The organism is Magnetospirillum sulfuroxidans, assembly GCF_018224925.1.
Taxonomy (GTDB): domain Bacteria; phylum Pseudomonadota; class Alphaproteobacteria; order Rhodospirillales; family Magnetospirillaceae; genus Magnetospirillum; species Magnetospirillum sulfuroxidans.
Map to the genome: position 1 here is coordinate 57,787 of NZ_JAGTUF010000013.1, position 23,779 is coordinate 81,565.

26 protein-coding genes are annotated in these 23,779 nt (G+C 63.5%); 16 read left to right on the forward strand and 10 right to left on the reverse strand.

What is annotated here, in order from left to right:
- The first annotated feature begins 66 nt into the window (after positions 1-66).
- Genes KEC16_RS13510 through KEC16_RS13530 form a run of 5 tightly spaced genes read left to right on the forward strand, consistent with a single transcriptional unit; the run spans position 67 to position 3,427 of the window.
- On the forward strand, positions 67-762 hold the full coding sequence (locus tag KEC16_RS13510; protein ID WP_211549795.1) for a Tim44/TimA family putative adaptor protein: 696 nt from the start codon (positions 67-69) through the stop codon (positions 760-762).
- Positions 763-768: 6 nt separating this feature from the next.
- Positions 769-1,950 (forward strand): murein transglycosylase A, encoded by a 1,182-nt coding sequence (gene mltA, locus KEC16_RS13515; RefSeq protein WP_211549797.1) that lies wholly within the window; start codon positions 769-771, stop codon positions 1,948-1,950.
- Positions 1,951-1,962: 12 nt separating this feature from the next.
- Positions 1,963-2,499, forward strand: coding sequence for a hypothetical protein (locus KEC16_RS13520; protein ID WP_211549799.1), 537 nt, complete (start codon positions 1,963-1,965; stop codon positions 2,497-2,499).
- Positions 2,496-3,068 (forward strand): Smr/MutS family protein, encoded by a 573-nt coding sequence (locus KEC16_RS13525; RefSeq protein WP_211549801.1) that lies wholly within the window; start codon positions 2,496-2,498, stop codon positions 3,066-3,068. Before KEC16_RS13520 ends, KEC16_RS13525 begins: the two co-directional genes overlap by 4 nt.
- Positions 3,065-3,427, forward strand: a complete 363-nt coding sequence (locus KEC16_RS13530) for a helix-turn-helix domain-containing protein (protein ID WP_211549803.1) — start codon at positions 3,065-3,067, stop codon at positions 3,425-3,427. The genes KEC16_RS13525 and KEC16_RS13530 overlap by 4 nt, the downstream gene beginning before the upstream one ends.
- On the opposite strand, the gene KEC16_RS13535 is transcribed toward KEC16_RS13530, so the two are convergent.
- The 7 genes from KEC16_RS13535 to hslV form a co-directional block, all read right to left on the reverse strand.
- Positions 3,415-4,854, reverse strand: coding sequence for a hypothetical protein (locus tag KEC16_RS13535; RefSeq protein ID WP_211549805.1), 1,440 nt, complete (start codon positions 4,852-4,854; stop codon positions 3,415-3,417). The genes KEC16_RS13530 and KEC16_RS13535 overlap by 13 nt on opposite strands.
- Complete coding sequence (locus KEC16_RS13540) at positions 4,851-6,551, reverse strand: molecular chaperone HscC (protein ID WP_211549807.1); 1,701 nt, start codon at positions 6,549-6,551, stop codon at positions 4,851-4,853. Before KEC16_RS13540 ends, KEC16_RS13535 begins: the two co-directional genes overlap by 4 nt.
- A gap of 126 nt (positions 6,552-6,677) precedes the next feature.
- The gene (locus tag KEC16_RS13545) at positions 6,678-8,555 is read right to left on the reverse strand and encodes a DUF8201 family protein (RefSeq protein ID WP_211549808.1); all 1,878 of its coding nucleotides are present in this window, start codon (positions 8,553-8,555) and stop codon (positions 6,678-6,680) included.
- On the reverse strand, positions 8,555-8,677 hold the full coding sequence (locus KEC16_RS20010) for a hypothetical protein (RefSeq protein WP_283091920.1): 123 nt from the start codon (positions 8,675-8,677) through the stop codon (positions 8,555-8,557). Before KEC16_RS20010 ends, KEC16_RS13545 begins: the two co-directional genes overlap by 1 nt.
- Complete coding sequence (locus tag KEC16_RS13550) at positions 8,670-9,254, reverse strand: Crp/Fnr family transcriptional regulator (protein WP_211549810.1); 585 nt, start codon at positions 9,252-9,254, stop codon at positions 8,670-8,672. The genes KEC16_RS20010 and KEC16_RS13550 overlap by 8 nt, the downstream gene beginning before the upstream one ends.
- A 213-nt stretch (positions 9,255-9,467) precedes the next feature.
- Positions 9,468-10,802 (reverse strand): ATP-dependent protease ATPase subunit HslU, encoded by a 1,335-nt coding sequence (hslU, locus tag KEC16_RS13555; RefSeq protein ID WP_211549811.1) that lies wholly within the window; start codon positions 10,800-10,802, stop codon positions 9,468-9,470.
- 2 nt (positions 10,803-10,804) lie between these two features.
- Positions 10,805-11,350, reverse strand: a complete 546-nt coding sequence (hslV, locus tag KEC16_RS13560; RefSeq protein WP_211549812.1) for an ATP-dependent protease subunit HslV — start codon at positions 11,348-11,350, stop codon at positions 10,805-10,807.
- Positions 11,351-11,478: 128 nt separating this feature from the next.
- On the opposite strand from hslV, the gene hisB reads away from it, so the two are divergent.
- From hisB to KEC16_RS13600, 8 genes are all read left to right on the forward strand, one after another.
- Positions 11,479-12,078, forward strand: a complete 600-nt coding sequence (hisB, locus tag KEC16_RS13565; protein WP_211549813.1) for an imidazoleglycerol-phosphate dehydratase HisB — start codon at positions 11,479-11,481, stop codon at positions 12,076-12,078.
- Position 12,079: 1 nt separating this feature from the next.
- Entirely contained in the window at positions 12,080-12,724 is a 645-nt protein-coding gene (gene hisH / locus KEC16_RS13570; RefSeq protein ID WP_211549814.1) for an imidazole glycerol phosphate synthase subunit HisH, read from the forward strand.
- A gap of 18 nt (positions 12,725-12,742) precedes the next feature.
- Positions 12,743-13,813 carry an N-acetylneuraminate synthase family protein gene (locus KEC16_RS13575; RefSeq protein WP_211549815.1) on the forward strand — a complete coding sequence of 357 codons (1,071 nt, stop codon included), beginning with the start codon at positions 12,743-12,745 and terminating at the stop codon, positions 13,811-13,813.
- Positions 13,814-13,916: 103 nt separating this feature from the next.
- On the forward strand, positions 13,917-15,356 hold the full coding sequence (locus KEC16_RS13580) for a mechanosensitive ion channel domain-containing protein (RefSeq protein ID WP_211549816.1): 1,440 nt from the start codon (positions 13,917-13,919) through the stop codon (positions 15,354-15,356).
- A gap of 65 nt (positions 15,357-15,421) precedes the next feature.
- Positions 15,422-16,147 carry a 1-(5-phosphoribosyl)-5-[(5-phosphoribosylamino)methylideneamino]imidazole-4-carboxamide isomerase gene (gene hisA, locus KEC16_RS13585; RefSeq protein WP_211549817.1) on the forward strand — a complete coding sequence of 242 codons (726 nt, stop codon included), beginning with the start codon at positions 15,422-15,424 and terminating at the stop codon, positions 16,145-16,147.
- A 5-nt stretch (positions 16,148-16,152) separates the two neighbouring features.
- A complete protein-coding gene (gene hisF, locus KEC16_RS13590; protein WP_211549818.1) occupies positions 16,153-16,914 on the forward strand; it encodes an imidazole glycerol phosphate synthase subunit HisF in 762 nt (253 codons plus the stop codon).
- A 91-nt stretch (positions 16,915-17,005) separates the two neighbouring features.
- Positions 17,006-17,326, forward strand: coding sequence for a phosphoribosyl-ATP diphosphatase (locus tag KEC16_RS13595; protein ID WP_211549819.1), 321 nt, complete (start codon positions 17,006-17,008; stop codon positions 17,324-17,326).
- Between the two features lie 39 nt (positions 17,327-17,365).
- Positions 17,366-17,728, forward strand: coding sequence for a histidine triad nucleotide-binding protein (locus KEC16_RS13600; protein ID WP_211549821.1), 363 nt, complete (start codon positions 17,366-17,368; stop codon positions 17,726-17,728).
- Between the two features lie 46 nt (positions 17,729-17,774).
- On the opposite strand, the gene asnB is transcribed toward KEC16_RS13600, so the two are convergent.
- Both asnB and KEC16_RS20135 read right to left on the reverse strand, forming a co-directional pair.
- The gene (gene asnB, locus KEC16_RS13605; RefSeq protein WP_211549823.1) at positions 17,775-19,631 is read right to left on the reverse strand and encodes an asparagine synthase (glutamine-hydrolyzing); all 1,857 of its coding nucleotides are present in this window, start codon (positions 19,629-19,631) and stop codon (positions 17,775-17,777) included.
- Between the two features lie 3 nt (positions 19,632-19,634).
- The gene (locus KEC16_RS20135; RefSeq protein ID WP_346344087.1) at positions 19,635-20,174 is read right to left on the reverse strand and encodes a response regulator transcription factor; all 540 of its coding nucleotides are present in this window, start codon (positions 20,172-20,174) and stop codon (positions 19,635-19,637) included.
- Between the two features lie 145 nt (positions 20,175-20,319).
- Between KEC16_RS20135 and ribA the strand changes: the two genes are divergently transcribed.
- The 3 genes from ribA (at position 20,320) to KEC16_RS13625 (ending at position 23,130) form a co-directional block, all read left to right on the forward strand.
- Entirely contained in the window at positions 20,320-21,450 is a 1,131-nt protein-coding gene (ribA, locus tag KEC16_RS13615; RefSeq protein WP_211549827.1) for a GTP cyclohydrolase II, read from the forward strand.
- A gap of 121 nt (positions 21,451-21,571) precedes the next feature.
- Positions 21,572-22,615, forward strand: a complete 1,044-nt coding sequence (locus KEC16_RS13620) for a hypothetical protein (RefSeq protein ID WP_211549829.1) — start codon at positions 21,572-21,574, stop codon at positions 22,613-22,615.
- Positions 22,616-22,617: 2 nt separating this feature from the next.
- Positions 22,618-23,130 (forward strand): L,D-transpeptidase family protein, encoded by a 513-nt coding sequence (locus tag KEC16_RS13625; protein ID WP_211549831.1) that lies wholly within the window; start codon positions 22,618-22,620, stop codon positions 23,128-23,130.
- On the opposite strand, the gene KEC16_RS13630 is transcribed toward KEC16_RS13625, so the two are convergent.
- Positions 23,098-23,769: a YggS family pyridoxal phosphate-dependent enzyme gene (locus KEC16_RS13630; RefSeq protein ID WP_211549833.1), complete on the reverse strand. Its 672-nt coding sequence runs from the start codon at positions 23,767-23,769 to the stop codon at positions 23,098-23,100. The two genes, KEC16_RS13625 and KEC16_RS13630, sit on opposite strands and share 33 nt — an antisense overlap.
- Between the last annotated feature and the right edge of the window lie 10 nt (positions 23,770-23,779).

Here is a 23,779-nt window from a genome sequence, read left to right on the forward strand (position 1 = left end):
CTTGCTCTTTCCCCTTTCCGGGCTTATCTGTGACGGTAGCAAACAGCCACAACGCGACGTAGGTCCATGGACGACGGTTTTCACGCCCTCGATATCGTTTTTTTCGCCGTAGTGGCGGTTTTCCTGATTCTGCGCCTGCGCAGCGTGCTGGGCAAGCGCACCGGCAACGAACGCCCGCCGACACGTTGGAACAATGGCCCCAAACCGGCCACCGACAACGTCGTCGATCTGGCGCAGGCCCGCAAGCCGGTCGATGCCGCCGAGCCCGGCATCGCCCCTGCCGGCCCGATCAGCCCGGGCGAGGCCGCCATTTCGGCCCGCGACCCCAGCTTTTCCGGCGAGACCTTCCTGGCCGGCGCCCGCATGGCCTTCGAGATGATCGTCGCCGCCTATGCCAATGGCGACAAAAAGGCGTTGCGGCCGTTGCTGGCCGATCAGGTCTATCAGCCGTTCTGCGAAGGCATCGACGCCCGCGCCCGTGCCGGCGAGGATTTGAACTGTGAACTCATGGGCATCCGCTCGGCCGAGATCACCGAGGCGCTGCTGGTCGGCACCGTCGCCCAGGTCACCGTGCGCTTCGTCTCCGAACAGATCAACGTGGTCAAGGATTTGGACGGCCGCATCCTTGAAGGCGATCCCTCGCGCATCACCCCGGTGATCGATGAATGGACCTTTAGCCGCGACACCCGTTCCAAGGATCCCAACTGGCAATTGTCGGCGACCCGCGCCATCGCCGACGATCCGGTCGAAGACGAGGCTTAGCCCCCGATGAAGCGTCTGGCCGTCCTTTTGCTGGCCGTCCTGGCGGCGTCGTGCGCGCCGGGATCGCCGCGCCAGCCGCCGCCGCTCCCGCCCGCGCCGCCCACAGCGGCCCCGGATCAATTCGGCCTCATTCCCTCGCAATTCGCCGATCTGCCCGGCTGGCGCGACGATGCCGCCGCCGCCGTGCTGCCGGCGCTGAACCGCACCTGCGACCGCCTGCTCAAACAGCCCAACGACAAATCGGTGGGCCAGAACGGCATGGGCGGAACGGTGGCCGATTGGTACACCCCTTGTTCTGCCGCCAGACGCATCGCCGCCACCGACCATGATGGCGCGCGAGTTTTCTTCGAAGGCTGGTTCACCCCCTTCCTCGCCGTCAACAACGGTTCGGCCGATGGTCTGTTCACCGGCTATTTCGAACCGGAATTGCCGGGATCACGCAGCAAGAAGGGCAAGTTCGTCGTCCCCATCCTGGGCAAGCCGCGTGATCTGGTGACCCGGCGCGGCGCCGATGGCAGCATGGAAAGCGGCCGGATGGTCGGCGGAAAATTCGTTCCCTATGCCAGCCGGGCCGAGATCGAAGCGGGGGCCATCGCCACGCAAGCCAGCGCCATCGCCTGGGTGGAAGACCCGGTCGATGCCCATATCCTGCATATCCAGGGATCGGGCCGCATCCGTCTTGAGGACGGCAGCGTGTTGCGCCTGGGCGTCGCCGCCACCAACGGCCTGAAATTCGTCGGCATCAGCCGCATCTTGCGCGACCGCGGCTTGATCGAAGACGCCTCGATGCCCGGCGTGCGGGCGTGGCTGAAGGCCCACCCCGCCCAGGCCAAGGCGTTGATGGCGGAAAATCCCCGCTATGTGTTCTATCAGACCATCAGTGGCGACGGCCCGGTTGGATCGGAAGGAGTGCCGCTGACCGCCGGCCGCTCCATCGCCGTCGATCCGCGCTATGTCGCCCTGGGTCTGCCGCTGTTTCTCGATACGGTGGAGCCGTCGGGGCAGCCGCTGCGCCGTCTGGTCATGGCCCAAGATACCGGTGCCGCCATCAAAGGCCCCGTTCGCGGCGATTTTTTCTGGGGAACCGGGGAAGAAGCCTTCGACAAAGCCGGCCGCATGAAAAGCGGCGGCCGTTATTGGGTATTGCTGCCACAGCGACGCTCCCCCAGAATTGCCGGCATCAATTAGCGGATCGGATCCATGAGCGAACTGATGGCCGCCTGGCGAGAGAAAAAAACACAAGAGGCCATCGCTCTGCACGATCGCCTGCGCCTCGCCGTGCAGAGCGGGCGGGTGCACATCTATACCGATCAGCGCATGTTGGATTTCCAGGGCTCGCCCGTCCATAACGGTTGGGACCATCTGATGCCGTTGATGGTGATGATGGTGCTGGCCTTGGTCATCTTGCTGGCCACCGGGGTGGCCTTCGGCATCGTCGCCATGACCATCGGCGCCCTGGCCCATCTGCTGGGCATCAAGCACTTCATCGCCTGGCGCATCCGTCACCGCACCACCGCCTATATGCTGGAAACCGCCCATCACTGGCATCAGATCTGGCAATTGGGCGGGATCGCCATCTATATGCCCGACAGCAACGAGCCGCCCTGTCTGGCGCCGCGCGGCGATTGGCGCAAATTCGCCCAGCGCAATTTATCCGATGATCCGGCGGCGGCGGCGGCCACCCCGGCCGAGACCGACATGCCCGATGCCGCCGCCGGCGAAATCCTGCCGCCATGAGCGGCGATTATCCGGCCGGCCACCGTCCGCGCCGCCGTGCGGTGACCCCGGATGAAGCCCGAATCTGGCGCGCCGTCATCCGCGACGTCGCCCCCTTGCCCGGGCGCGACCTGCCGGCCGAGGAAACGGACGAAGCCGCGCCGCTGCCGCCATCAACGCCGCCGCCACCGGCCTACCCGCCGGCGCCGCCAGCGCCGCCACCCAAGCCGCGTGTCGCCCTGCCCGATCTTAGTCACGGCAACACCCCCGGCCTAGATCGCCGTTCATCCGAACGGATGAAAAAGGGCGACATGGTCATCGACGCCTCGCTTGATCTGCATGGCATGACCCAGGATTCGGCCCATGGGGCGTTGCTGTCCTTTGTTGGCCGCGCCTATGAAAGCGGCCGCCGCTGCGTGCTGGTCATCACCGGCAAGGGCAAGCAGGGACCAGGAATTTTGCGGGCCCAGGTCCCGCGCTGGCTCAATCAAAGCCCGCTGCGGGAACGCATCTTGGGGTTTTCCCACGCCCGGCCCCAGCATGGCGGCGAGGGGGCCCTGTATGTGCTGATCAAGCGAAAACGGGCATGACCCCCTTCGGCGCCCGCATTCGCTGCTTGCGTGAGATCAAGGGCATCGCCCTGAAAACCATGGCCGCCGACCTGCACGTCTCCTCCGCCTATTTGTCGGCGCTGGAACATGGTCATCGCGGTCGCCCCGCCCCCGGTCTGGTCATGCAGATCGCCGGCTATTTCGGCCTGATCTGGGACGAGGCCGAGGATCTCAAACGCTTGGCCGAGCTGTCGCATCCGCGCGTCACCATTGATAGCGCCGGACTAAGCCCCGACCGCACCGAACTGGCCAACCGACTGGCGGAATCTATCCGCACCCTTTCCGACCAGACGGTGATCGAGGTGCTGGCACGGCTACGCGACGATCAGAACCACTGAGCAAACAGCCAGATCACCAGCAGAACGGCCGTGGCGGGGATCCCCGACGACATTCTTGGCGGGAGCCAGCGCAAGACGGCGTCAGCTTCGCGCACAACCATCTCGGCAACCACCATCAACAATGCGGCCAGCATCAGGCCGAACCAGAAGCCGTCAAAGCTCAGAATCCGTTCAACCACCGGCCGGAATAACGACAATTCCTGCAGCCCGCGCAAGCCCGCCCCGATGAAAGCCAGAGTGGAAACCCCCCAAATGAGTGAGGAGGTGAACTTGAGCATGGTGACGCAGACCAGCCCGGCAATCGCCAAGCTGAGGCCGGTGAGCACGATCAACGGAGTAAAGGCCGCCATCACCGCCATCACGGCAATCAAAACAGCGATTGCCGCCAAACGCCACCGACGGCTCCACCCCAGTGGGACCGGCTGACTGATCGGCTGGAAACCGTAGATCACACTCAGCTTGAAACTGGCAATGGACAGAATCAAAGCGTTCATGATCTTAGCCGGAGCGCCCAGGGCTCTTAGGAAATCACCCATGCTGACTTCCGGGTAGCCGGGCGAACGCACCCACAGCACCAAGCCCAGCAAGATCAGATTCAGGCGCAACATATGCAGGGCAAGCACCCCGCCGTCACACCCCACCAGATTCCAAAACCGAATGACATTGTCGCCGAACACCAACCGGGCCACCGGCGGCGGGAATTGCGACAGATAGGCTGCAACATTGGCCGCCCCCTTCCACCGCAGGGCATAGGCCCAGGCCTTTGGACCCGCCCCCCAACGCAACAAATTTTGGGCCAATGGCGGTACGTCCGGCCCGCCCTCATCCACCACCCGACGCAGTTGCGCGGCCTGGAGAATCTGTTGCAGCACGTCCACCGGGATGTGCAATTGGGCCAGCCGGCGGCATTCAGCAACGTCATCCCAATGAAAAGACGCGGCCAGGATCGCCACGGTTTCGGACGACACCGCTCCAGGTGCCGCGATCACGCAGCGGGCCAGAATCGCCGACAGCCGATCCTTGACCTCCAGCTTCCACAGCGCGGGACTTTCGACCAGTTCGCGCGCCAGCGCCGCCGGTTCCAAAGCCAACAACGCCTGGGCCAATGCCTGCGGGTCATCATTGTCACGCCGAGCAAGGGTCCATGGCTCTGGTTCCATCTCGCTTGGCGCAGGGGACGCAGGCGGCGCAGGGGGCCTATCATCGCCCTCCGGTGATGCGGCGACGAAAACAGGGGCGATAGGCTGCCCGTCCTGATCCGTCGCCCAGGCCTGGGCTATTTCATAGGCTTGGCGCAATCGGGCAAAGCCTTCGGCATCATCCTCGGGCCGGCAGGATTTCAGCCGGACGGCATAGGCGCGCTTGATGGCGCGGCGATCGCCGGGACCATCCATCCCCAGCTCGTTCCAGGGGAAATCGACGCTCATAACGGGGCGACTTGATCGAATTGGGCCAGCCATTGAGCGAAATGATGACGAGCATGGCGAATGCGGTCGTTATCCTGACTTTCCAATTCCGAGCGAAACGCCACCAGACAGGTCATCACCGCCTGACGGTCCTCGCCCAGAAACTCTTCGTATAGCCGCTCGGCCCGAGTGATCAGCGCCAGATTGGCCTGCTGTTCGCGCGGATGCAGTTTCAGCGCCGCCAAGGCGGTCAGCCGTCGCTCGATTTCCTCGGCCGACAGCAGGCCGGGATTTTGTTCGATGACCATGCGCGTGGTGTTTTGGCTCACCACCAAGGTCGCCTCGACCTCCAGCAGGCCATTGACGTCATAGGTGAAACGCACTACCACCGGCATCTGTTGCGGTTCATCGAAGGGCGGCAATTGCAATTTCAGCGCGCCGAGCAGGATGTTGTTGGCGACACGCGGCGATTCGCCTTGAAAGATGCGCAGCTCCAATTCCTTCTGATCGCGCTGCAACGGAACGAAGGTCTGCTCGCGGCTGGCCGGAATGGTGGTATTGCGTTCGATCAAGGGCTGAAAGGTGCCGGACAGCCAATTGCCATCACTGCCGGCCATCACCGTCTCGACCCCCAGGGTATAGGGGCAGACATCGGTGATGACCGTTTCCTCCAAGGCTGCGTGGCGGCTTTTCAATCCGGCCATGGCGGTAGCCCCCAGGCCGATGGCTTCGTCGGGATTGAGATGACGCAACGGCAGCCGGCCGAACAACGTGCCGACCATGCGCACCACCATGGGCATGCGTGAGGCACCGCCCACCACCACCACTTCGTCGATTTGGTCCGCCGACAACCGGGCGTCACGCATGGCCCGCTGGATAGGCGCGCGCATGCGCTCGACCAAGGGCGCGGCGGCGGCGATGAAACGTTCCTGTGACACCCGCCAGCAATGACTGGCGCCGTCGATGGGCAAATCCACCTCGATGTCAGGCTCGCGGCTCAACCGTTTCTTCACCGTCTCCAAGCGATTGCGCAATACGGCGACGTCACCGCCGGCCAGCGTGCTGGCGTCCAACTTCAAATCGGCCAGGGCCAACTCGGCCAGCAGGTCGACGAAATCCTCGCCGCCAAGGAAATTGTCACCTGCGCTGGCATGCACCTCGACCACACCATCGAACAGTTCCAGCACCGAGACATCGAAAGTGCCGCCGCCCAAATCCACCACCAAAAAGCGCGATTCGGCATCGCGCTGGTCCAGGCCATAGGCCAGAGCGGCGGCGGTGGGCTCGTTGATCAGCCGTTCGACCCGGATGCCGGCCAAGGTGGCGGCGTTGCGGGTGGCTTTGCGTTGCGCGTCGCTGAAATAAGCCGGGACGCTGATCACCGCCTCCGTCGCCTTGGCGCCGGTATGGGCCTGGACGTCATCGAGCAACGACCGGATCACCAGGGCGGACAATTCCTCGGGACGGAACCGGCGATTGCCCAGAATCAGCTCGCGGTCGCTGCCCATATAGCGCTTGAAGGCCGCCGCCGTCAGCCGGGGATGGGTATGCAGGCGCTCGTGGGCGGCGGCGCCAACCAGCAGCGCGCCGTCATCGGCCAAGCCGACCACCGAGGGGGTCAACACCTCACCCAGGGCGTTGGCAACCAGCCTTGGCCCTTGGTCAGTCATGATACCGGCCAGGGAATGGGTGGTGCCAAGGTCGATACCGATAATCATGACACAATCCCTGCTGACGGAAGAACCTGCGCAGTGCAGCAAAAGACAGGCCTAAGCGCAACCTTCACGTTAGTATACGTATCATGATCGTGTGGTGGCATGCCCGCCCCGGCCTGATCATGCAGATCACCGCCCGGATGCTGGCTCTGCTGCGCCAATGCCGCTTTCTAACGCGGCCAGGACCGCAAGCGCATCGTAGATTTTGCCGCTGGCCGAATCCACCAACGGCTTTTGCTGCCGAAGAATCGGCAACAGCACAGCATCGAAACGATGCTTGGCGAAGGCATAGGTTTCGTCATCGGTGCCGGGATTATTCGCCACCAGCACATAGCGCACATTGCCGCCGCGCAACATCTCTGCGACCTGTGCCGCCGATAGGGCCGGCAGGCCGCCACGGCTATAGAACCGCGCCGCCTCGCCAGCGCCAAGAGGATGCAAAGTCGGTGCTTGCGGGCAGTAGACCGAAGGATCGTTGATCACCGCCACATAGCGTTCTCCCGGCCGCAAGTTGTCTTGCAGCCACAGACACGGGGTAATCAGGCCGTAATACTGAAACGCTGGAACTTCCAAGGCAGAGCGAATATCCGCCAATCCCAAGGCAACCGGCAGCCGATACAATGCCGATGAACCGGCGAACAATGCCTGTATGCCAATGGCCACACCGACACTTGCGGCAAAGACCGGACGAAACCAGCCGATGCGTCTGCCGACAACCGCCACTTCGACCAGCCCCGCCGCCGCCAGCGCGGCCAGGGGCACAAAGATCGGCTGCAAGAAGCGCAGCAAATGAGGCATGGCCCCCCACCAGACCAGGGTATAAATCACGATCCCGACCAAGCATAACGCCCGCCCGCCTTGATGGCGGAAGAAAGCAAAAGGCAAGCCCAACAACAAAATGGGAAAGCCGAATTGCAGACCATCGAACGCGTCTTGCAAAATGAACATGGTCCACGGCAAAGCAGCCAAGCCGCCGGGAACCACCGACCTTGCGGCCATGGCCTGGGTAAAGGGGGCGAAAATGTCCAGATTGTCGGCGCCGAACAATGGATGCGCGGTTGGAAACACAGGATTGCCGGTGATCCAGAAATTCCGCAATAAGATCGGCGAGAGCACCAGCAGGGCGACACTTCCCGCCAGAATCAAGGCCGGCAGGCCACGCCGCCGGAGCAGCGCCAACACCGCCAAGGGTGTCATCATCGCCACAGCCGCGACAATTCCCTGATACTTGGTCGCCATTGCCGCGCCCAGCAACAAACCCAGCAACAAAGCACGGCGCGCCCCCTCGGTTCCGGCCACGGCCACAGCAGCGAAAGCACCGATGAAGGCGGCCAAGGGAATATCGGTGGTCACCGCCGCCCCCAGATTCAGCACCACCCTTTGGCTGACGAACAACAATGCCGCCGCCATCGCACCTTGCGGCCCCAAGCCCAACCGCCGCGCCAGCAGACCAGCCCACAATGCCGCCATCACCACCCAAAAAACATTAAGCATCTGCGCCGCCGCGGCCCCGCCCAAGGCATAGGCAAGCCGGGTCAGCAAAGCGGTCAATGGCGGAAAAAACTCGTAGATGCTCCAGCCGAACCACAGCCCGATCCGTCCCAATTCCAGGTCACGGCGCGGCAAGGTCAGGTGGTAACGAATGCTGTCGTGATCCAACGGAGGGGCCAAGGCCGACACCGCCATCAGCCCGACCAGCACAGCCAGCATCCATCCCCACGGCCACCACGGCAGCACGGGCACAAAGGGACGCAGGCGCAAGAACGCCAAGGCAGGCAACAAGGCCACAGCCAGCGTCACCGCCATGCTCAGGGGATCGTAACGCCAAGCCCCCACCACCTGAACCAGAACAGCCAGCGGCAACGCCCCCAATAACGGGGCCAAGGCCCACAGCTCGGCCTCGGTCAAGTGCTGGCCATTTCGGCATGTCCCCAGCCGCCATGCCAGCGGCCGGCCCAATCCGGCCAAAGCCAGAATCAGTGCGGCTGTCACGGCAAAGGCCAGCATCACCGCCCCAGCCGTTCCAGCAATTTGCCAAACAAGTAGGCACCATTGGCCTGAAGAAAGGCCCCGGTCACCAAAACCGCCCACAGGGTAAAGGCCACCGCCACCAACCGGTCCTTATGCATGATCGCCCTTCAGCCAAAAGCCCCGTCGGCCCTGGCGTTCCAACAATCCGGCATCCACCAGCTTGCGCAAGGTTCGATAAAACGCTTCATGGGTCAGGCCGATATCAGCGGCAATGTGCGATAAGGGTTGCCCCAATTTGATCCAACCTTCCGCCGCCCCGGCCTGCGTGAGAAAAGCCACCACCCGGTCCTGGGCACCGCGCAGCTTGCCCAATTCGATGCGCGCCCGCGCCGCGTTCAGACGGCGGGCCAGATAGGCGGAAAAGGCCAGATTGAGGTCGGGATGGGCGCGCAGATGCAACAGCACCTGGGCCTGGGCATAGGCCAGCACCACCGCCGGCCCCATGGCCACCGCATCCACCGGATTGGTTTCGCCGAATAATCCGCTTTCACCGAACAACGTGCCAGGATCGGCCACATGCACGACGCTGCCATGACGCGACAGCGCCACACGCCCAGTCTCCACCGCATAGATAGCCGCGACCTTGTCACCGGCGCGCATGACCACATCGCCGGCGGCGAGCATGAGACGGTTGGGGCGGATGCCTTCCAGCAATTTCGAATAATCGGCAGCCATAGCCACTCCTTGCTATGACCTCAATCATAAAGTGGTCCGCCCGCCTTTACAACGCCGAGCGGTGATCCGTATGCCGGCCGCTTGACCATCGGCGTGGGCCATGGCGGCCCGTTGCGTAATCTCGATCATTGATCCCTCCTGCCGATTAGGCCATGCAATAGCCTTCTCTGTGCAAAGCGCCTGGCCAATACATGGCGGGCCGAGGGGACAGCGCTAAAGGATGAACTTGGCCAGATCGGCCTTTTTCGCCAAGGTGCCGACGCGGTCACGCACCATATCGGCGGTGATGGCGATTTCGGTTCCCGGCGACTGATCCGGGGCGGTAAAGCTGATCTCTTCCAGCAGCCGTTCCAGCACCGTATGCAGACGCCGGGCGCCGATATTTTCCACCGACCGGTTGATCTCGGCCGCCAGATCGGCGATGGCGTCGATGGCGCCATCCTCGAATTTCAAGACCACCTCTTCGGTCCCCAGCAGGGCCACGTATTGCTTGATCAGACTGGCTTCCGGCTCGGTCAGGATGCGAACGAAATCGTCGCGCGTCAGCGCCTGCAATTCGACGCGGATGGGTAGGCGGCCCTGAAGTTCGGGCAGCAGATCGCTGGGCTTGGCCAGATGAAAGGCGCCGCTGGCGATAAACAGGACATGGTCGGTTTTGACGTTGCCGTGCTTGGTCGACACGGTGGTGCCTTCGATCAGCGGCAGCAGATCGCGCTGCACCCCTTCGCGGCTGACATCGCCGCCGCCGGCATGATGTTCGGACGAACGGGCGCAAATCTTGTCGATTTCGTCGATAAAGACGATGCCGTGATTTTCCACCGCCCAAATGGCGTCCTTGACCACCGAATCCTGATCCAAAAGCTTGTCCGATTCCTCGGATAGCAGCGCTGCCAGGGCGTCCTTGACGTTCATCTTGCGCGGCTTGGTGCGGCCGCCGCCAAAGGCTTTGCCCAACATGTCGGACAGATTGATCATCCCCATCTGACCGCCGGGCATGCCGGGAATGTCAAAGGTCGGCATGCCGGCGCCACCGCCGCTTTCAGCCACCTGGATTTCCACCTCGCGGCCATCCAGCGCCCCTTCGCGCAGCATCTTGCGGAATTTCTGCCGCGTATCGGCGCTGGCGGTTTCACCGACCAGAACATCAAGCAGACGTTCCTCGGCCGCCAACTCGGCCTTGGGCACCACCTGTTTGCGCAGCTTCTCCCGCGTCATGCCGATGGCGATTTCCACCAGATCGCGGATGATCTGTTCGACATCGCGGCCAACATAGCCGACTTCGGTGAACTTGGTCGCCTCGACCTTCAAGAACGGCGCCTGAGCCAAGCGGGCCAGCCGCCGGGCGATCTCGGTCTTGCCGACGCCGGTGGGGCCGATCATCAAGATGTTCTTGGGCAGAACTTCCTCGCGCAGGGAATCGGGCAATTGCTGGCGGCGCCAGCGGTTGCGCAACGCAATGGCGACGGCGCGCTTGGCGTCGTTCTGGCCGACGATGAAACGGTCCAGTTCAGAAACGATCTCACGCGGGGAAAAGGCGCTGGCGCTCATGGTCACAGGCTTTCGATGATGACGTTACGGTTGGTGTAGACGCAGATGTCGGCGGCCACCGCCATGGATTTGCGCACGATTTCCTCGGCGTCGATATCCATGTCGATCAAGGCGCGGGCGGCGGCCAGGGCGTAATTGCCGCCCGAGCCGATGCCGATAATGCCGTCGGTCGGCTCCAAGACGTCACCCTGGCCGGTGAGGACCAGCGACACTTCCTTGTCGGCCACCGCCATCATCGCCTCCAACCGGCGCAAATAACGATCAGTGCGCCAATCCTTGGCCAATTCGACGCAGGCGCGGGTCAATTGCCCGGGATGCTTTTCCAATTTGCCTTCCAGCCGTTCCAAAAGCGTGAAGGCGTCGGCGGTGGCCCCGGCAAAGCCGACCAAAATGTCGTTTTGCGCGCCGATGCGACGCACCTTGCGGGCATTGGCCTTGATCACCGTCTGTCCCAACGAGACCTGGCCGTCGCCGGCAATGACGACACGGCCGTTCTTGCGCACCGATAAGATGGTGGTGCCATGCCAAGAGGGGTGATTTTCGGACATGAATTTTCCCATGGGCGGAAGAAAGTGAGCGGATGATAGCCCATATGGGAGGAAATGACGAAAAGGGAAGTCTGGTGCGGTTCGGCCATTCCTGATATCTGAAAGGTCTGTTTTTCAGGAGCGAATCCATGCGCAAAGCCAGCGTCGCGCGCAAGACCAACGAAACCAGCATCGAGATCGCCGTCAATCTGGATGGCAAGGGCGCCTATACCGTGGATACCGGTATCGGTTTCCTTGATCATATGCTGGAACAATTGTCGCGCCATTCCCTGATCGACCTGGACGTCAAGGCCGACGGCGATTTGCACATCGACGCCCATCACACCACCGAGGATTCGGGCATCGCCATCGGCACCGCCGTGGCCAAGGCGCTGGGCGAGCGCAAGGGCATCAATCGCTATGGCCATGCTTACATCCCCATGGATGAAACCCTGGTCCGCGTCGCCATTGATTTGTCCAACCGCCCCTATCTGATCTGGAAGGTGGATTTCCGCCGCGACCGGTTGGGCGACATGGACACCGAATTGTTCAAGGAATGGTTCCAGGCCTTCGCCCAGGCCGCCGGCGCCACGCTTCACGTCGAATGCCTGTATGGTGAAAACAACCACCACATCATTGAAGCCTGCTTCAAGGCCCTGGCCCGCGCCCTGCGCCACGCCGTCGAGATCGACCCGCGCAAGGCCGACGCGGTGCCGTCGACCAAGGGTGTGCTGGGGGGATCGCTCTGATATGTTGGTGACCATCGTCGATTATGGTTCGGGAAATTTGCGTTCCGCCGCCAAGGCGTTTGAACGCGTCGCCGCCGAACAGGGCCTGACGGCGGAAATCGTCGTCACCGCCGATGCCGAGAGGATCCTAAAGGCCGACCGTATCGTTCTGCCCGGCGTCGGCGCCTTTGGCGATTGCCGGGCCGGTCTGGACGCGTTGCCCGGCATGGTCGCGGCGATGACCGAACAGGTGATCGACAAGGGCCGGCCGTTCATGGGCATCTGCGTCGGCATGCAATTGATGGCCAGCTTGGGGCGTGAACACGGCAATCATGCCGGTCTGGACTGGATCAAGGGCGAGGTGGTGCCGATCACCCCCTCCGATCCGGCATTGAAAGTCCCGCATATGGGCTGGAACGAACTGGCCTGGGTGCCGGGGTCGCATCCGCTGTTGGCCGATCTGGGCGACAACCCGCACGCCTATTTCGTTCATTCCTACCGGTTCCAATGCGCCGATCAGCGCCACCAATTGGCCCGCGTGTCCTATGGCGGGCCGATCACCGCCATGATCGGCCGCGACAACATGGTCGGCACCCAATTTCACCCGGAAAAAAGCCAAGCCACCGGTTTGCAGGTGATCGCCAATTTCCTGCGCTGGAAGCCATAACCGCCGGAGACATCGCCCATGACCCCGTCTTCTGCTGACCAAGGCTTTTGGAACCGGGGCCGGGTGCGGGTGATCGCCGAGGCCGGCTCGAACTGGCGCATGGGAACGGCCAAGCGTGACCGCGCCATGGCCCATGCCCTGATCGATGCCGCCGTCGAGGCCGGGGCCGATTTCGTCAAGTTCCAGACCTACCGGCCGCAAACCGTTTACGTCGCCAATGCCGGCCAAAGCGACTATCTCGCCGATGCCGGTGTCAGCGAAGACATCGCCGATATCTTCGCCGATCTGGCCATGCCTTACGAAATGCTGGCCGAACTGGCCCAATATTGCCGCAAAACCGGCATCGGCTTCATGTCGACGGGGTTTTCCGCCGCCGATTTCCAGGCCATTGACCCGCATGTTGACGTGCACAAGATCGCCTCTTACGAACTCAGCCATATTCGTCTGATCGATCTGGCGGCGAAAGGCGGCAAGCCGCTGGTGCTGTCCACCGGCGCCGCCACCGCCGAGGATATCGCCTGGGCCGTCGATCGCTTTCAAACCCAAGGCGGCCGCGATCTCTGCCTGCTGCAATGCACGGCCAAATATCCGGCGCCGTTATCGTCCATCGACGTCGCCACCATCGACTGGCTGCGCGACACCTTTGGCGGCGCGGCGGGATTGTCGGACCATTCCCGTGATCCCATCACCGCCCCGGTCGCCGCCGTCATCCGTGGGGCGCGCTGCGTCGAAAAGCATTTCACCTTGCACAACGCCCTGCCCGGCCCCGATCACCCCTTTGCCCTGACGGCCAGCGAACTGACGCTGATGGTCGGCAAAATCCGCGAGGCCGAGCAGGTTCTGGGCAGCGGCATCAAGCATATCCGAACGGAAGAGCAGGAACTGGCCGCTTTTGCCCGCCGTGGCCTGCAAGCCATCCGCGCCATCGCCGCCGGCGATAGGCTGCATGAAGACGTCAACGTCGCCATCTTGCGGCCCGGCAAGCAATCCCTGGGGCTTCATCCTCGCTTCATCGAGGAAATCGAAGGCAAGCAAGCCACCCGCGCCATCGCCATCGGCGAAGGATTGCGTTCAGGCGATTGGTCATGAACGCCGGTTGATGTAACCGAAGCTTCACAGTTGTTTTTTATCCCTTTTGTTACACCGGCCTGGGCCGAGGCTTATCCCGGTGGGAAATCAGAGGGACAAAAGCATGGGTGCAGCGCTTGCCCGGCTGGTCTGGCGGCTGGGAATGCCGCTGGCCTTGCTGACATTGAGCATCATCGCCAGGACGCAATGGGATCAGGCCCCCTTTGTCGCCAAGCTGGATGGCAGCTTGCAAGACAAGCTGGAACTGTCGCTGGTGGTGCTGCAATGGATGGTTGGCGGCTGGCTGATCAACAAGGGCTTCGCCTTGATCGTCTGGCCGTTGGCCACGCGGCGCAACGGCGGCGCCCCGGTGCCGAAAATGCTGATGGATCTGGTCGCCCTGATGGTGTGGCTGACCCTGGCGGTGACCATGGCGGCAGTGGTCTTTGACCAATCGCTGACCGCGCTGCTGGCCACCTCGACGGTAACCTTGGGCGTCATCGGCTTTGCCGTGCGCGAACTGATCTCGGATTTCTTCGCCGGCATCGCGCTGTCCATCGAAAAACCCTTCGCCATCGGCGATTGGATCGAGGTGGACGCGGTCGCTGGCAAAGTGGTGGACATGACATGGCGGGCGGTGCGGCTGCTGACCACCGACGAGGTCACCATCATCGTTCCCAACGGCAACATCGCCGCCGAAACCTTCCGCAATTATTCCCGCCCCGACACCTGGTTCCGCGACGAGTTGCTCATCCCGCTGCCCTTTGAGGTCACCCCCCAACAGGGCCAGCGCATCTTGCTGTCGGCGGTGACACAGATCCCCGAGCTGGCGGCCCATCACCGCACGTCGTCGGTGTCCATCGCCGAATATGACGACCGTGGCGTCATCTGGCGGTTACTGTACTGGGCGCCCGATTTCGGCCGTCTCAGCTCCATCCGCTTCGCCGTCCACACCAACATCTTGCGCAATGTCCACATGTCGGGGCTGCGCATGCCGGTCCCCATGGAAGAAATCAGGGTGATGCGCAGTTCGCTGGGGGCCGAACTCAGTTCCATCGAGCGCATGCTGAAAACCTCGCCGGTTTTTTCCGCCTTGTCCGAGGACGATCTGGCCATCTTGGCCCGCACCGCCGAACAACGGGTGGTGCCCATGGGCAAGCCGATCCTGCATCAGGGCGCGCCGGGGTCATCGCTGTTCTTGTTGAACGAAGGCCTGCTTTGCGTTTCGGTCGCCACCGCCGACGGTAGCCATACCCAAGTCGGCCAGATCGCCCCCGGCCACGTCTTCGGCGAAATGTCGCTGCTGACCGGCGCCCCCTGCGGCGCCACCGTCATTCCGGCCATGGATAGTCTGATCACCGAAATCGGCAAGGATTCCATGGCCGAATTGCTGAACCGGCGGCCATTGGTGGCGGAAACCCTAAGCCGTATCCTGGCCGAACGCCAAGGCCAGACGGCGGCGCGCATGGCCGCCGGGCAGGACAGCATGGAAATCGGCGACGACCAGGGCGCGGCGCGGCAGATGCTGGGGCGCATCCGCGCCTTCTTCAACATGCCGGGATGATTGCCCCCGGACGCCGAGCTTGCTAGGTTGCGCATCTTCCTTCGTCCTGTGCCGAGACGCCGACCATGATCCTGTTTCCCGCCATCGACCTGAAAGACGGCAATTGCGTGCGCCTCAAGCTGGGCCTGATGGAAGAGGCGACGGTGTTCAACACCGATCCCGGCGCCCAGGCCAAGGCTTTCGCCGATGCCGGCGCTCAGTGGATTCACGTGGTTGACCTGAACGGCGCCTTCGCCGGCAAGCCGGTCAATGCCGCGGCGGTGGAAAGCATTTTGAACGCGGTCACCGCGCCGGTGCAATTGGGCGGCGGCATCCGCGACATGGCCACCATCGAGATGTGGTTGGACAAGGGGGTTTCGCGGGTCATTCTTGGCACCGTGGCGCTGCGCGATCCGCAACTGGTCAAGGATTCCTGCAAGCGTTTCCCAGGCCGAATCGCCGTCGGGATCGACGCCAAGGGCGGCAAGGTGGCGGTGGAAGGCTGGGCCGAGACCTCTGACCTGACCGTGCTGGACTTGGCCTTGAAGTTCGAAGATGCCGGCGTCGCCGCCATCATCTATACCGATATCGACCGCGACGGCGTGCTGGCCGGCCCCAATACCGCCGCGACGGCGGCCTTGGCCCAGGCCATTTCCACCCCGGTGATCGCTTCGGGCGGGGTGTCGTCCCTGGACGATCTGCGGGCCTTGAAAGCGGTCGCCGCATCCGGCATCGCCGGGGTGATTTCCGGCCGCGCCATCTATGACGGCCGCATCGACGTGGCCGCGGCCATCGCCTTGCTGGCGGAGTAAGTTTGATGTTGAAGATGCGCGTCATCCCCTGCCTGGACGTGAAAGACGGCCGCGTCGTCAAAGGCGTCAACTTCGTTGACTTGATTGACGCCGGCGATCCGGTCGAACAGGCGAAAATCTATGACAAGGCCGGCGCCGACGAACTGACCTTTCTCGACATCACCGCCAGCGTCGACAATCGCGACACCATCTATGACGTGGTCAGCCGCACCGCCGAGGCCTGTTTCATGCCCTTGACCGTTGGCGGCGGCATCCGTCAGGTCGAAGACATCCGCAAGCTGCTGCTGGCCGGCGCCGACAAGGTATCCATCAACACCGCCGCCGTCCATCGCCCCGAATTCGTGCGCGAAGCGGCGGAAAAATTCGGCAGCCAATGCATCGTTGTCGCCATCGACGCCAAGCAGGTGGGCGACGGCAAATTCGAAATCTTCACCCATGGCGGCCGCAACCCCACCGGCATCGACGCGGTGCAATGGGCCCGCCGCATGGTTCAATATGGCGCGGGGGAAATCCTGCTGACCTCCATGGACCGCGACGGCACCAAACAAGGTTTCAACCTGCCGCTGACCCGCGCCGTGGCCGATGCCGTCACCGTGCCGGTGATCGCCTCGGGCGGGGTGGGCACCCTTGACCATCTGGTCGAAGGCATCCGCGACGGTCACGCCACCGCCGTCCTTGCCGCCTCGATTTTCCATTTCGGCACTTTCACCATCGCCGAGGCCAAAGCCCACATGGCCGCCGCCGGCATCCCGGTGCGACCGGTCTGAGGGAGAGCGCACAGATGGTTGAGCCCCTGATTTCCCAATCCGATAACCGCACCCAGATGGACTTTTGGGTTTTGGTGGAAAAGCCGCGCCAATGACCGACCACGTTCTCGACCAGTTGTTTCAGGTGATCCAAAGCCGCCAAGGCGCCGATCCCCAAACCAGCTATACCGCCAAGCTGTTCGCCAAGGGCCGCAAGAAGATCGCCCAGAAAGTGGGGGAAGAAGGCCTGGAGACCGCCATCGCCGCCGTATCGGAAACCCCGGCCGACATCGCCGCCGAAAGTGCCGATCTGCTGTACCATCTGCTGGTGCTGTGGGCCGATGCCGGTATCGACCCTGCCGATGTGTGGGCGGAATTGGCCCGCCGCCAAGGCATTTCCGGCATCGCCGAAAAGAACGCGCGCCCCCAATGAGCCCATCCGCAACGAACCCATCCCCAACGAGGTTGTGTCATGGCTTACGATAACAACAACGTCTTCGCCAAGATCCTGCGCGGCGAGATTCCGTGCAACAAGGTGTACGAGGACGACCACACCCTGGCCTTCCACGACATCGCCCCCCAGGCCCCGGTGCATGTGCTGGTGATCCCCAAGGGGGCTTACCTCTCCATGGACGACTTCACCGCCAGGGCCGGCGATGCGGAAATCGCCGCCTTGTTCCGCGCCGTCAGCACGGTGGCCAAGATGGTCGGCGTCAGCGAGGACGGCTGGCGCCTGCTTTCCAATATCGGCGCCAATGGCGGCCAGGAAGTGCCACACCTGCATGTCCACATCTTCGGCGGCAAGCGCTTGGGCCGCATGGTGCCGAAAGAGTAATCCCGCCCGCTGATCGGAACCGGGCAGCGGCAGGCCTTGACCCGTCTCAGCGCCGCTGCCCGCGCTCCCACGCTTCCAGAACCAGCAGCGCCCAGACCTTCAAGGAATGATCGCGCCGCCCGCCTTGGTGTTCCGCCAACAGGCGGGCGACCGGCGCCCATTCCAGCCCCAAAGCGGCCATGCGGGCGGCGTTCAGGCGCTGTTCCACCAGGGTCTTGAGATCGGTCTTGAGCCACACCCCCATGGGCGGGTTAAAGCCCAGCTTGGGCCGGTCGACGATATGGGCGGGCAGCAGACGGCGCGCCACCGCCTTCAAAATCCCCTTTTTGCCGCCGGCAAAGCGGGTGGCCGCCGCCATGGTGCCGACGCATTCGATCAAGCGATGATCAAGGAAGGGGTGACGCAATTCCAGCGCCACCGCCATGCTCATGGCATCGCCATAAGACAGCAGATTGCCCGGCAGGAACGACACCAGATCGGTTTGCTGCATGGCGTCGAGCGCCGCCATGGACGGCGATTGCCGGTAAAGATCAGCGATGGGCCGAGTGGGCATCCCCGTCAGTCCCAGCATTTGCCGCCGTTCCTCGGGATCGAAATATTCCACCCAGGACGCATACATCTGATCGGCCGGCAACGTGCCCGCACTCAGGAATTCCCGTGCCCGCCGCCAGCCATGCCGCCCCGCGCTGCTTTCCGGGATAAGCTGCGCCGCCAGGCCGGCCAAGCCCCGCAACGGCTTTGGCGCCAGACGGCGATAACGTTCCGCCAACAGCCCGCCCTGATAGCGGGGATAGCCGGCGAACACTTCGTCGCCGCCATCGCCGACCAGGGCGACCTTGAGATGCTGGCGCGCACTCAAGGATAAGTCGTGAATCAACAACGCGGTGGGATTGCCGAAGGGCTCGCCAAAGGCCCGCACCATGTCGTCCAGCAAATCGGTAACGCCGGGACGGGCGGGAAGCTCGGCGTGAATGGTCCCCACATGATCGGCGACCGCCCGCGCGGCCACCCGTTCATCATAGGCCGGTTCATCAAAGGTCATGGTAAAGCTGCGCACCGGCGGCGCGCCGCTTTCCTGGGCAGCCCGGCTCATCAGCGCGGCGATGACCGAGGAATCGATCCCCCCCGACAGAAAACAGCCAACCTCGACATCGGCGACCATGCGCAGACGCACGGCACTGTCGAGCAATGGCAACACCTCCTCCGCCGCTTCCTCCAGGCTGATGGCCCGCGCACCGGTATAGGCCGGCTTCCACCATGTGCCGGTGGTGATATGGCCCGCCTTCCATTCCAGCCACTGGCCGGGCGGCACTTTGTGGATGCCCGCATGCAACGTGCGCGGCGCCGGCACGTACAGACAGGCGAGATATTCCGACAAGGCCTGGCGGTCCAGGCCCAAATCCAATTCCGGCTGACAGCGCAAGGTGTCGATTTCCGAGGCGAAGGCGATGCCGCCAGCGGGCAAAGCCCCCCACACCAGCGGCTTGACCCCCAGACGATCGCGCACCAGCAGCAAGGATCGGTCCTGCCGGTCCCACAAAGCAAAGGCGAACATGCCGATCAGCTTATGCAAGCACGCCCTGCCGTCGCGCATCAGCAGCCGCAGCAATACCTCGGTATCGCTGGCGGAAACGAACATTTCGCCCACGGCTTCCAACTCGGCGCGCAAGGCGGCGTGATTGTAAATCTCGCCGTTGAAGGCAATGACCCAGCGGCCGCATGCGCTGTGCATGGGCTGCGCCCCGCCCGGCGACAGGTCGATGATGGCGAGACGGGCATGGGCCAGCCCCACCCCATCCTCACACCAGAGGTCTTGGGCATCGGGGCCGCGATGGGCCATGACCATCGCCATGCGCCGCAACAGATCGGGAGTGGCACGGGTACTGCCGGCAATGCCGCACATGGATCAGAATTCCCCATTCAGGCGATAGCCGCCGATTTCAGTCAGCAGCAAACGGGCCTGGGCCGGATCGGCTTCGATCTTCTGACGCAGGCGATAGATATGCGTTTCCAGGGTGTGGGTGGTGATCTCGGGCGAATAGCCCCAGATTTGCGCCAGCAAATCGTCCCGGCGAACCACCCCGCCGGCCGTCAGCAGATGCGACAAAATCGCGACCTCCTTGTCGGTCAGCCGCACCGTGCCGTCCTCCTTGGCCAGCAGACGCGCCGCCGGATCGAACCGCCACGGCCCAATCCGCAACGGCGGCGAGGCCTCGGTCAAGGCTTGGCCGATCGCCGTCAACAGGCTTCCCATGCGCACCGGCTTGGTCAACATCACCTGCGGAATGTTTTGGTCGGCGCGCGGGATGCTGGTCAGCACCAGCTGGAACGCCGCAACATCGCCCTGTTCGGCGGCGTCATAGCCGGCTTGGTCCAGCATCTCGATCAGAAGCTGGCGCAAGGCGGAATCATCATCGACGATCAAAATGCGGGGCCGAAAAGTCACAAGGGCGTCCATTGCGGTACGGCAAAACAGTGCCAGATATAATACAGATGCCGCTTTGCGGAAATGGCGGTTCGCCAACTCTTTTTCCCAGCCTGGAAAAGGGCTATGGTGCCAGCCCCTTTGTGGACCAAGATTTTTTCGAACCATGACCAAGCTGCTGGACACCACCCCAGGCCCAACCCAACCGGCCCCCGCTCCTCTGATCGCCGTTGACCGTGCGGTGGCGGAACTGCGTCGCGGCGCGGTCGTCGCCGTCCGCGCCGCCGGTGGGCGCATCGCCTATGTGCTTGCCGCCGAAGCGGCGACAGCGGAAAGTTTGGTCAATTTGACCACCATGTCTGGCAGCAAGCCCTTTTTGGTGCTGACCGGACGCCGTGTCGGGGTGCTGGGCCTGGCCCCGGCCCAGGCCGGCATGATCCGTCTGGACATGGCCGCCGGTCTGACGGCGGAAGCCGCGGCCTGGCTGGCCGATCCGGTGGTGCGCGACGTCAGCCGTCCCGATACCAGCGCCCTGACCTTGACGGCGCTGGCCGATGACACCGCCGCCGCCGCTTCGGTCACCTTGGCCAAGGTGGCGCGGTTGCTGCCCGCCACCATCGTCGCCATCCCCCCGGCCGGGGCCTTGCTGTTACAAGGCGTGCTGGTGGTCGATGCCGCCGACGTCATCGACCATAATCTCAATGCCGCCCGCACTCTGCGTCTGGTATCCCAAGCCCGAGTGCCGCTGTCGGGGGCGGAAAACGCCCGCATCGCCGCCTTTCGCCCCGCCGATGGCGGCATCGAGCATCTGGCCATCATCATCGGCGAACCCGATGGCGACCAGCCGGTACTGACCCGGCTGCATTCGGAATGCTTTACCGGCGACTTGCTGGGCTCGTTGCGCTGTGATTGTGGCGATCAGTTGCGCGGCGCCATCGCCGAAATCGGCCAGGCCGGATCCGGCATCTTGCTGTATCTGTCGCAGGAAGGCCGCGGCATTGGGCTGGTCAACAAGCTGCGCGCCTATGAACTGCAAGATGGCGGCTTCGATACCTTGGACGCCAATCTGCAACTGGGTTTCGACGACGACGAACGCATCTATCAACCGGCCATTCGCATGCTGGCGCTGTTGGGGGTCAAGCAGGTGCGGCTGCTGACCAACAATCCGCGCAAGGTCGACGCCCTGGCCGCCCACGGCGTCCAGGTGACGGAACGGGTGCCGCACATCTTTGCCTCCAACGATCACAATCAGGGCTATTTACGGACCAAGGCGACGCGTAGCGGCCATATGTTCTAGACCCTGGGCAGAAAATGCCCGGCCAAACCTTCCCCACCCATCAGCTAAATCCTTTATATACAACACGTTATGAACTGGCATGGACACTGCATAGAAGGTTCGGCCAATTCAGAGGTGCACCATGTCCGTTTCCGCCGCCGCCAGTTCCGGATATACCGACCCGAACCAGTTCGCACCGGTTTTCGCCAGCGAAAACGCCACCACCGCGGCGACACAAAAGCAGCAGGACGCCAAGCACCTGACCCTGTTCGGCGAAGGTGACGATGAACCCAGCTTTTGGGATCTGTTGGACGTCATCAATCCCTTGCAGCACATTCCGGTGGTCAACACCCTTTACCAGGAACTGACCGGCGACAAGATCGGCGTCGGCGCCCGTCTGGCTGGCGGGGCTTTGTTCGGCGGCCCCATTGGCCTGGTTGCCTCGGCCATCGGCTGCATCGTCGAGGAAGAAACCGGCGACGATATCGGCGGCCATGTCATGGCCCTGTTCAAGGATGATGCCGCCAGCGACAGCGCCGTCGCCAGCGAAACGCCCGCTTCACCATCCCCGGACACGCCCGCCACCGCCCAAGCCGTCACCACCGACAAACCCAAGCAGATGGCGGCGATCGCACCGCAAGAAGAATCCGCCCTGCCGGCGATCCCCATGCCCGAAACCCCGACGCCGACCGCCGCCACCGCCGCCGCCGCCGCCACTCCCGCGGCGATGATGTTCAGCGCCGATGGCTTGGTCACCCCACAAACCGCCGCCGCCACCGCCCCTGCCGTCACCACCCCTGTCGTCGCGTCCATCAAACCGATGCCGCTGAACACCGCCAGCGCCCCCCGCTTCATGGCCCCGCCCAGCCGGACCATCAGCGCCGCCGAACAGGCGCCGCCGCCGGTGACCGTGCCCGTCTCTGGCGGCAGCAGCCGGTCCAATGTCCCGGTCACCGGCCGCAGCCCGCTGACCGGCCACACCCCGGACCCGATCGCCGTGCAAAAGGCCATGGCGCAGCAAGGCCTGACGCCAGGAACTCAGCACCCGATGCTGCCCAGCGCCAATCCCGCCGGCGGCTCGTCGGATTGGCTGCAATCCATGAACACGGCCCTGGATAAGTACCAAAAAGCCGGCAATCTGGCCGCGCGCGCCGAAAATCCCGCCACCATACAGACTTTGCAATAACCATGGACATCCAAGTTGATGCCGATGGCCACCTGCACGCGGGGGGGCTAAAACTGAAGTGCCGCCTCGGCCGCGCCGGCCTGTCCCAGGACAAACGCGAAGGCGATGGCGCCACCCCGATAGGGGCATGGCCGTTGCGCGTCGTGCTTTATCGTCCCGACCGGGTCAGCCGTCCCGATACCGCCCTGGCCGTTCGCGCCATCGACGCCGATGACGGTTGGTGCGACGATCCCACCCACGCCGATTACAATCGTCCGGTCCGCCTGCCGCACCCCGGCTCATGCGAGAAAATGTGGCGCGACGACCATCTGTACGACGTGGTCGTCGTGCTGGGACACAATGATTCGCCCCCGCTTCCCGGCCTGGGCAGCGCCATCTTCCTGCATGTGGCTGACCCCGACGGCAAGCCGACACAAGGCTGCGTCGCCTTGGCCCTTGGCGATTTGCTTGAACTCTTGAAGTCGTGCCGTCCCGGTGACCGTTTAGTGGTTGTCGCGCCGCCCGAACAGGGCTGATCCCACCCGCACATGGGTGGCGCCACAGGCGATGGCGGTGGGAAAATCCCCACTCATGCCCATGCTGATATCACTGAGGCCCAGCTTGTGGGCCAGATCGGCCAACAGGCGGAAATAGGGGGCGGGGTCGCCCTCGGCCGGAGGAATGCACATCAGACCGGTGACCGGCAAAGCGTATTCGCGTCGGCACAACTCGACCAAGGCCACCGCCTGATCGGGATCAATCCCGGCCTTTTGCCCCTCACGGCCGACATTGACCTGGACCAGGCAACGCGGCGCCCGGCCGCAGCGGGCGATTTCCTCGGCGACGGCGCGGGCCAGTTTGGGGCGGTCGATGGTTTCGATGACATCGAACAGGGCCACCGCCTCACGCACCTTATTGGTCTGCAACGGCCCGATCAGGTGTAATTCGCTATCGGGAAATTCCTGCTTCAATTCCGGCCACTTCCCCTTGGCCTCCTGCACCCGGTTTTCACCAAAGACCCGCAATCCCGCCTGCAAAAACGGTCGGATCGTCTCGGCATCGTGGGTTTTCGACACCGCGACCAAGTTCACCGCGCCCGCGGGCCGGCCGGCGGCTTGTTCGGCCGCGACCATGACGGCGCGCAGGGCGGCGATATTTTGGGCGGCTTCGGACATGGGGGGAAAC

Bases quoted from the DNA above. Each gene is read 5' to 3' on its own strand.
- KEC16_RS13510 (WP_211549795.1), top strand. From the start codon at position 67: ATGGACGACGGTTTTCACGCCCTCGATATCGTTTTTTTCGCCGTAGTG.
- mltA (WP_211549797.1), top strand. From the start codon at position 769: ATGAAGCGTCTGGCCGTCCTTTTGCTGGCCGTCCTGGCGGCGTCGTGC.
- KEC16_RS13520 (WP_211549799.1), top strand. From the start codon at position 1,963: ATGAGCGAACTGATGGCCGCCTGGCGAGAGAAAAAAACACAAGAGGCC.
- KEC16_RS13525 (WP_211549801.1), top strand. From the start codon at position 2,496: ATGAGCGGCGATTATCCGGCCGGCCACCGTCCGCGCCGCCGTGCGGTG.
- KEC16_RS13530 (WP_211549803.1), top strand. From the start codon at position 3,065: ATGACCCCCTTCGGCGCCCGCATTCGCTGCTTGCGTGAGATCAAGGGC.
- KEC16_RS13535 (WP_211549805.1), bottom strand. From the start codon at position 4,854: ATGAGCGTCGATTTCCCCTGGAACGAGCTGGGGATGGATGGTCCCGGC.
- KEC16_RS13540 (WP_211549807.1), bottom strand. From the start codon at position 6,551: ATGATTATCGGTATCGACCTTGGCACCACCCATTCCCTGGCCGGTATC.
- KEC16_RS13545 (WP_211549808.1), bottom strand. From the start codon at position 8,555: ATGCTGGCCTTTGCCGTGACAGCCGCACTGATTCTGGCTTTGGCCGGA.
- KEC16_RS20010 (WP_283091920.1), bottom strand. From the start codon at position 8,677: ATGCATAAGGACCGGTTGGTGGCGGTGGCCTTTACCCTGTGGGCGGTT.
- KEC16_RS13550 (WP_211549810.1), bottom strand. From the start codon at position 9,254: ATGGCTGCCGATTATTCGAAATTGCTGGAAGGCATCCGCCCCAACCGT.
- hslU (WP_211549811.1), bottom strand. From the start codon at position 10,802: ATGAGCGCCAGCGCCTTTTCCCCGCGTGAGATCGTTTCTGAACTGGAC.
- hslV (WP_211549812.1), bottom strand. From the start codon at position 11,350: ATGTCCGAAAATCACCCCTCTTGGCATGGCACCACCATCTTATCGGTG.
- hisB (WP_211549813.1), top strand. From the start codon at position 11,479: ATGCGCAAAGCCAGCGTCGCGCGCAAGACCAACGAAACCAGCATCGAG.
- hisH (WP_211549814.1), top strand. From the start codon at position 12,080: ATGTTGGTGACCATCGTCGATTATGGTTCGGGAAATTTGCGTTCCGCC.
- KEC16_RS13575 (WP_211549815.1), top strand. From the start codon at position 12,743: ATGACCCCGTCTTCTGCTGACCAAGGCTTTTGGAACCGGGGCCGGGTG.
- KEC16_RS13580 (WP_211549816.1), top strand. From the start codon at position 13,917: ATGGGTGCAGCGCTTGCCCGGCTGGTCTGGCGGCTGGGAATGCCGCTG.
- hisA (WP_211549817.1), top strand. From the start codon at position 15,422: ATGATCCTGTTTCCCGCCATCGACCTGAAAGACGGCAATTGCGTGCGC.
- hisF (WP_211549818.1), top strand. From the start codon at position 16,153: ATGTTGAAGATGCGCGTCATCCCCTGCCTGGACGTGAAAGACGGCCGC.
- KEC16_RS13595 (WP_211549819.1), top strand. From the start codon at position 17,006: ATGACCGACCACGTTCTCGACCAGTTGTTTCAGGTGATCCAAAGCCGC.
- KEC16_RS13600 (WP_211549821.1), top strand. From the start codon at position 17,366: ATGGCTTACGATAACAACAACGTCTTCGCCAAGATCCTGCGCGGCGAG.
- asnB (WP_211549823.1), bottom strand. From the start codon at position 19,631: ATGTGCGGCATTGCCGGCAGTACCCGTGCCACTCCCGATCTGTTGCGG.
- ribA (WP_211549827.1), top strand. From the start codon at position 20,320: ATGACCAAGCTGCTGGACACCACCCCAGGCCCAACCCAACCGGCCCCC.
- KEC16_RS13620 (WP_211549829.1), top strand. From the start codon at position 21,572: ATGTCCGTTTCCGCCGCCGCCAGTTCCGGATATACCGACCCGAACCAG.
- KEC16_RS13625 (WP_211549831.1), top strand. From the start codon at position 22,618: ATGGACATCCAAGTTGATGCCGATGGCCACCTGCACGCGGGGGGGCTA.
- KEC16_RS13630 (WP_211549833.1), bottom strand. From the start codon at position 23,769: ATGTCCGAAGCCGCCCAAAATATCGCCGCCCTGCGCGCCGTCATGGTC.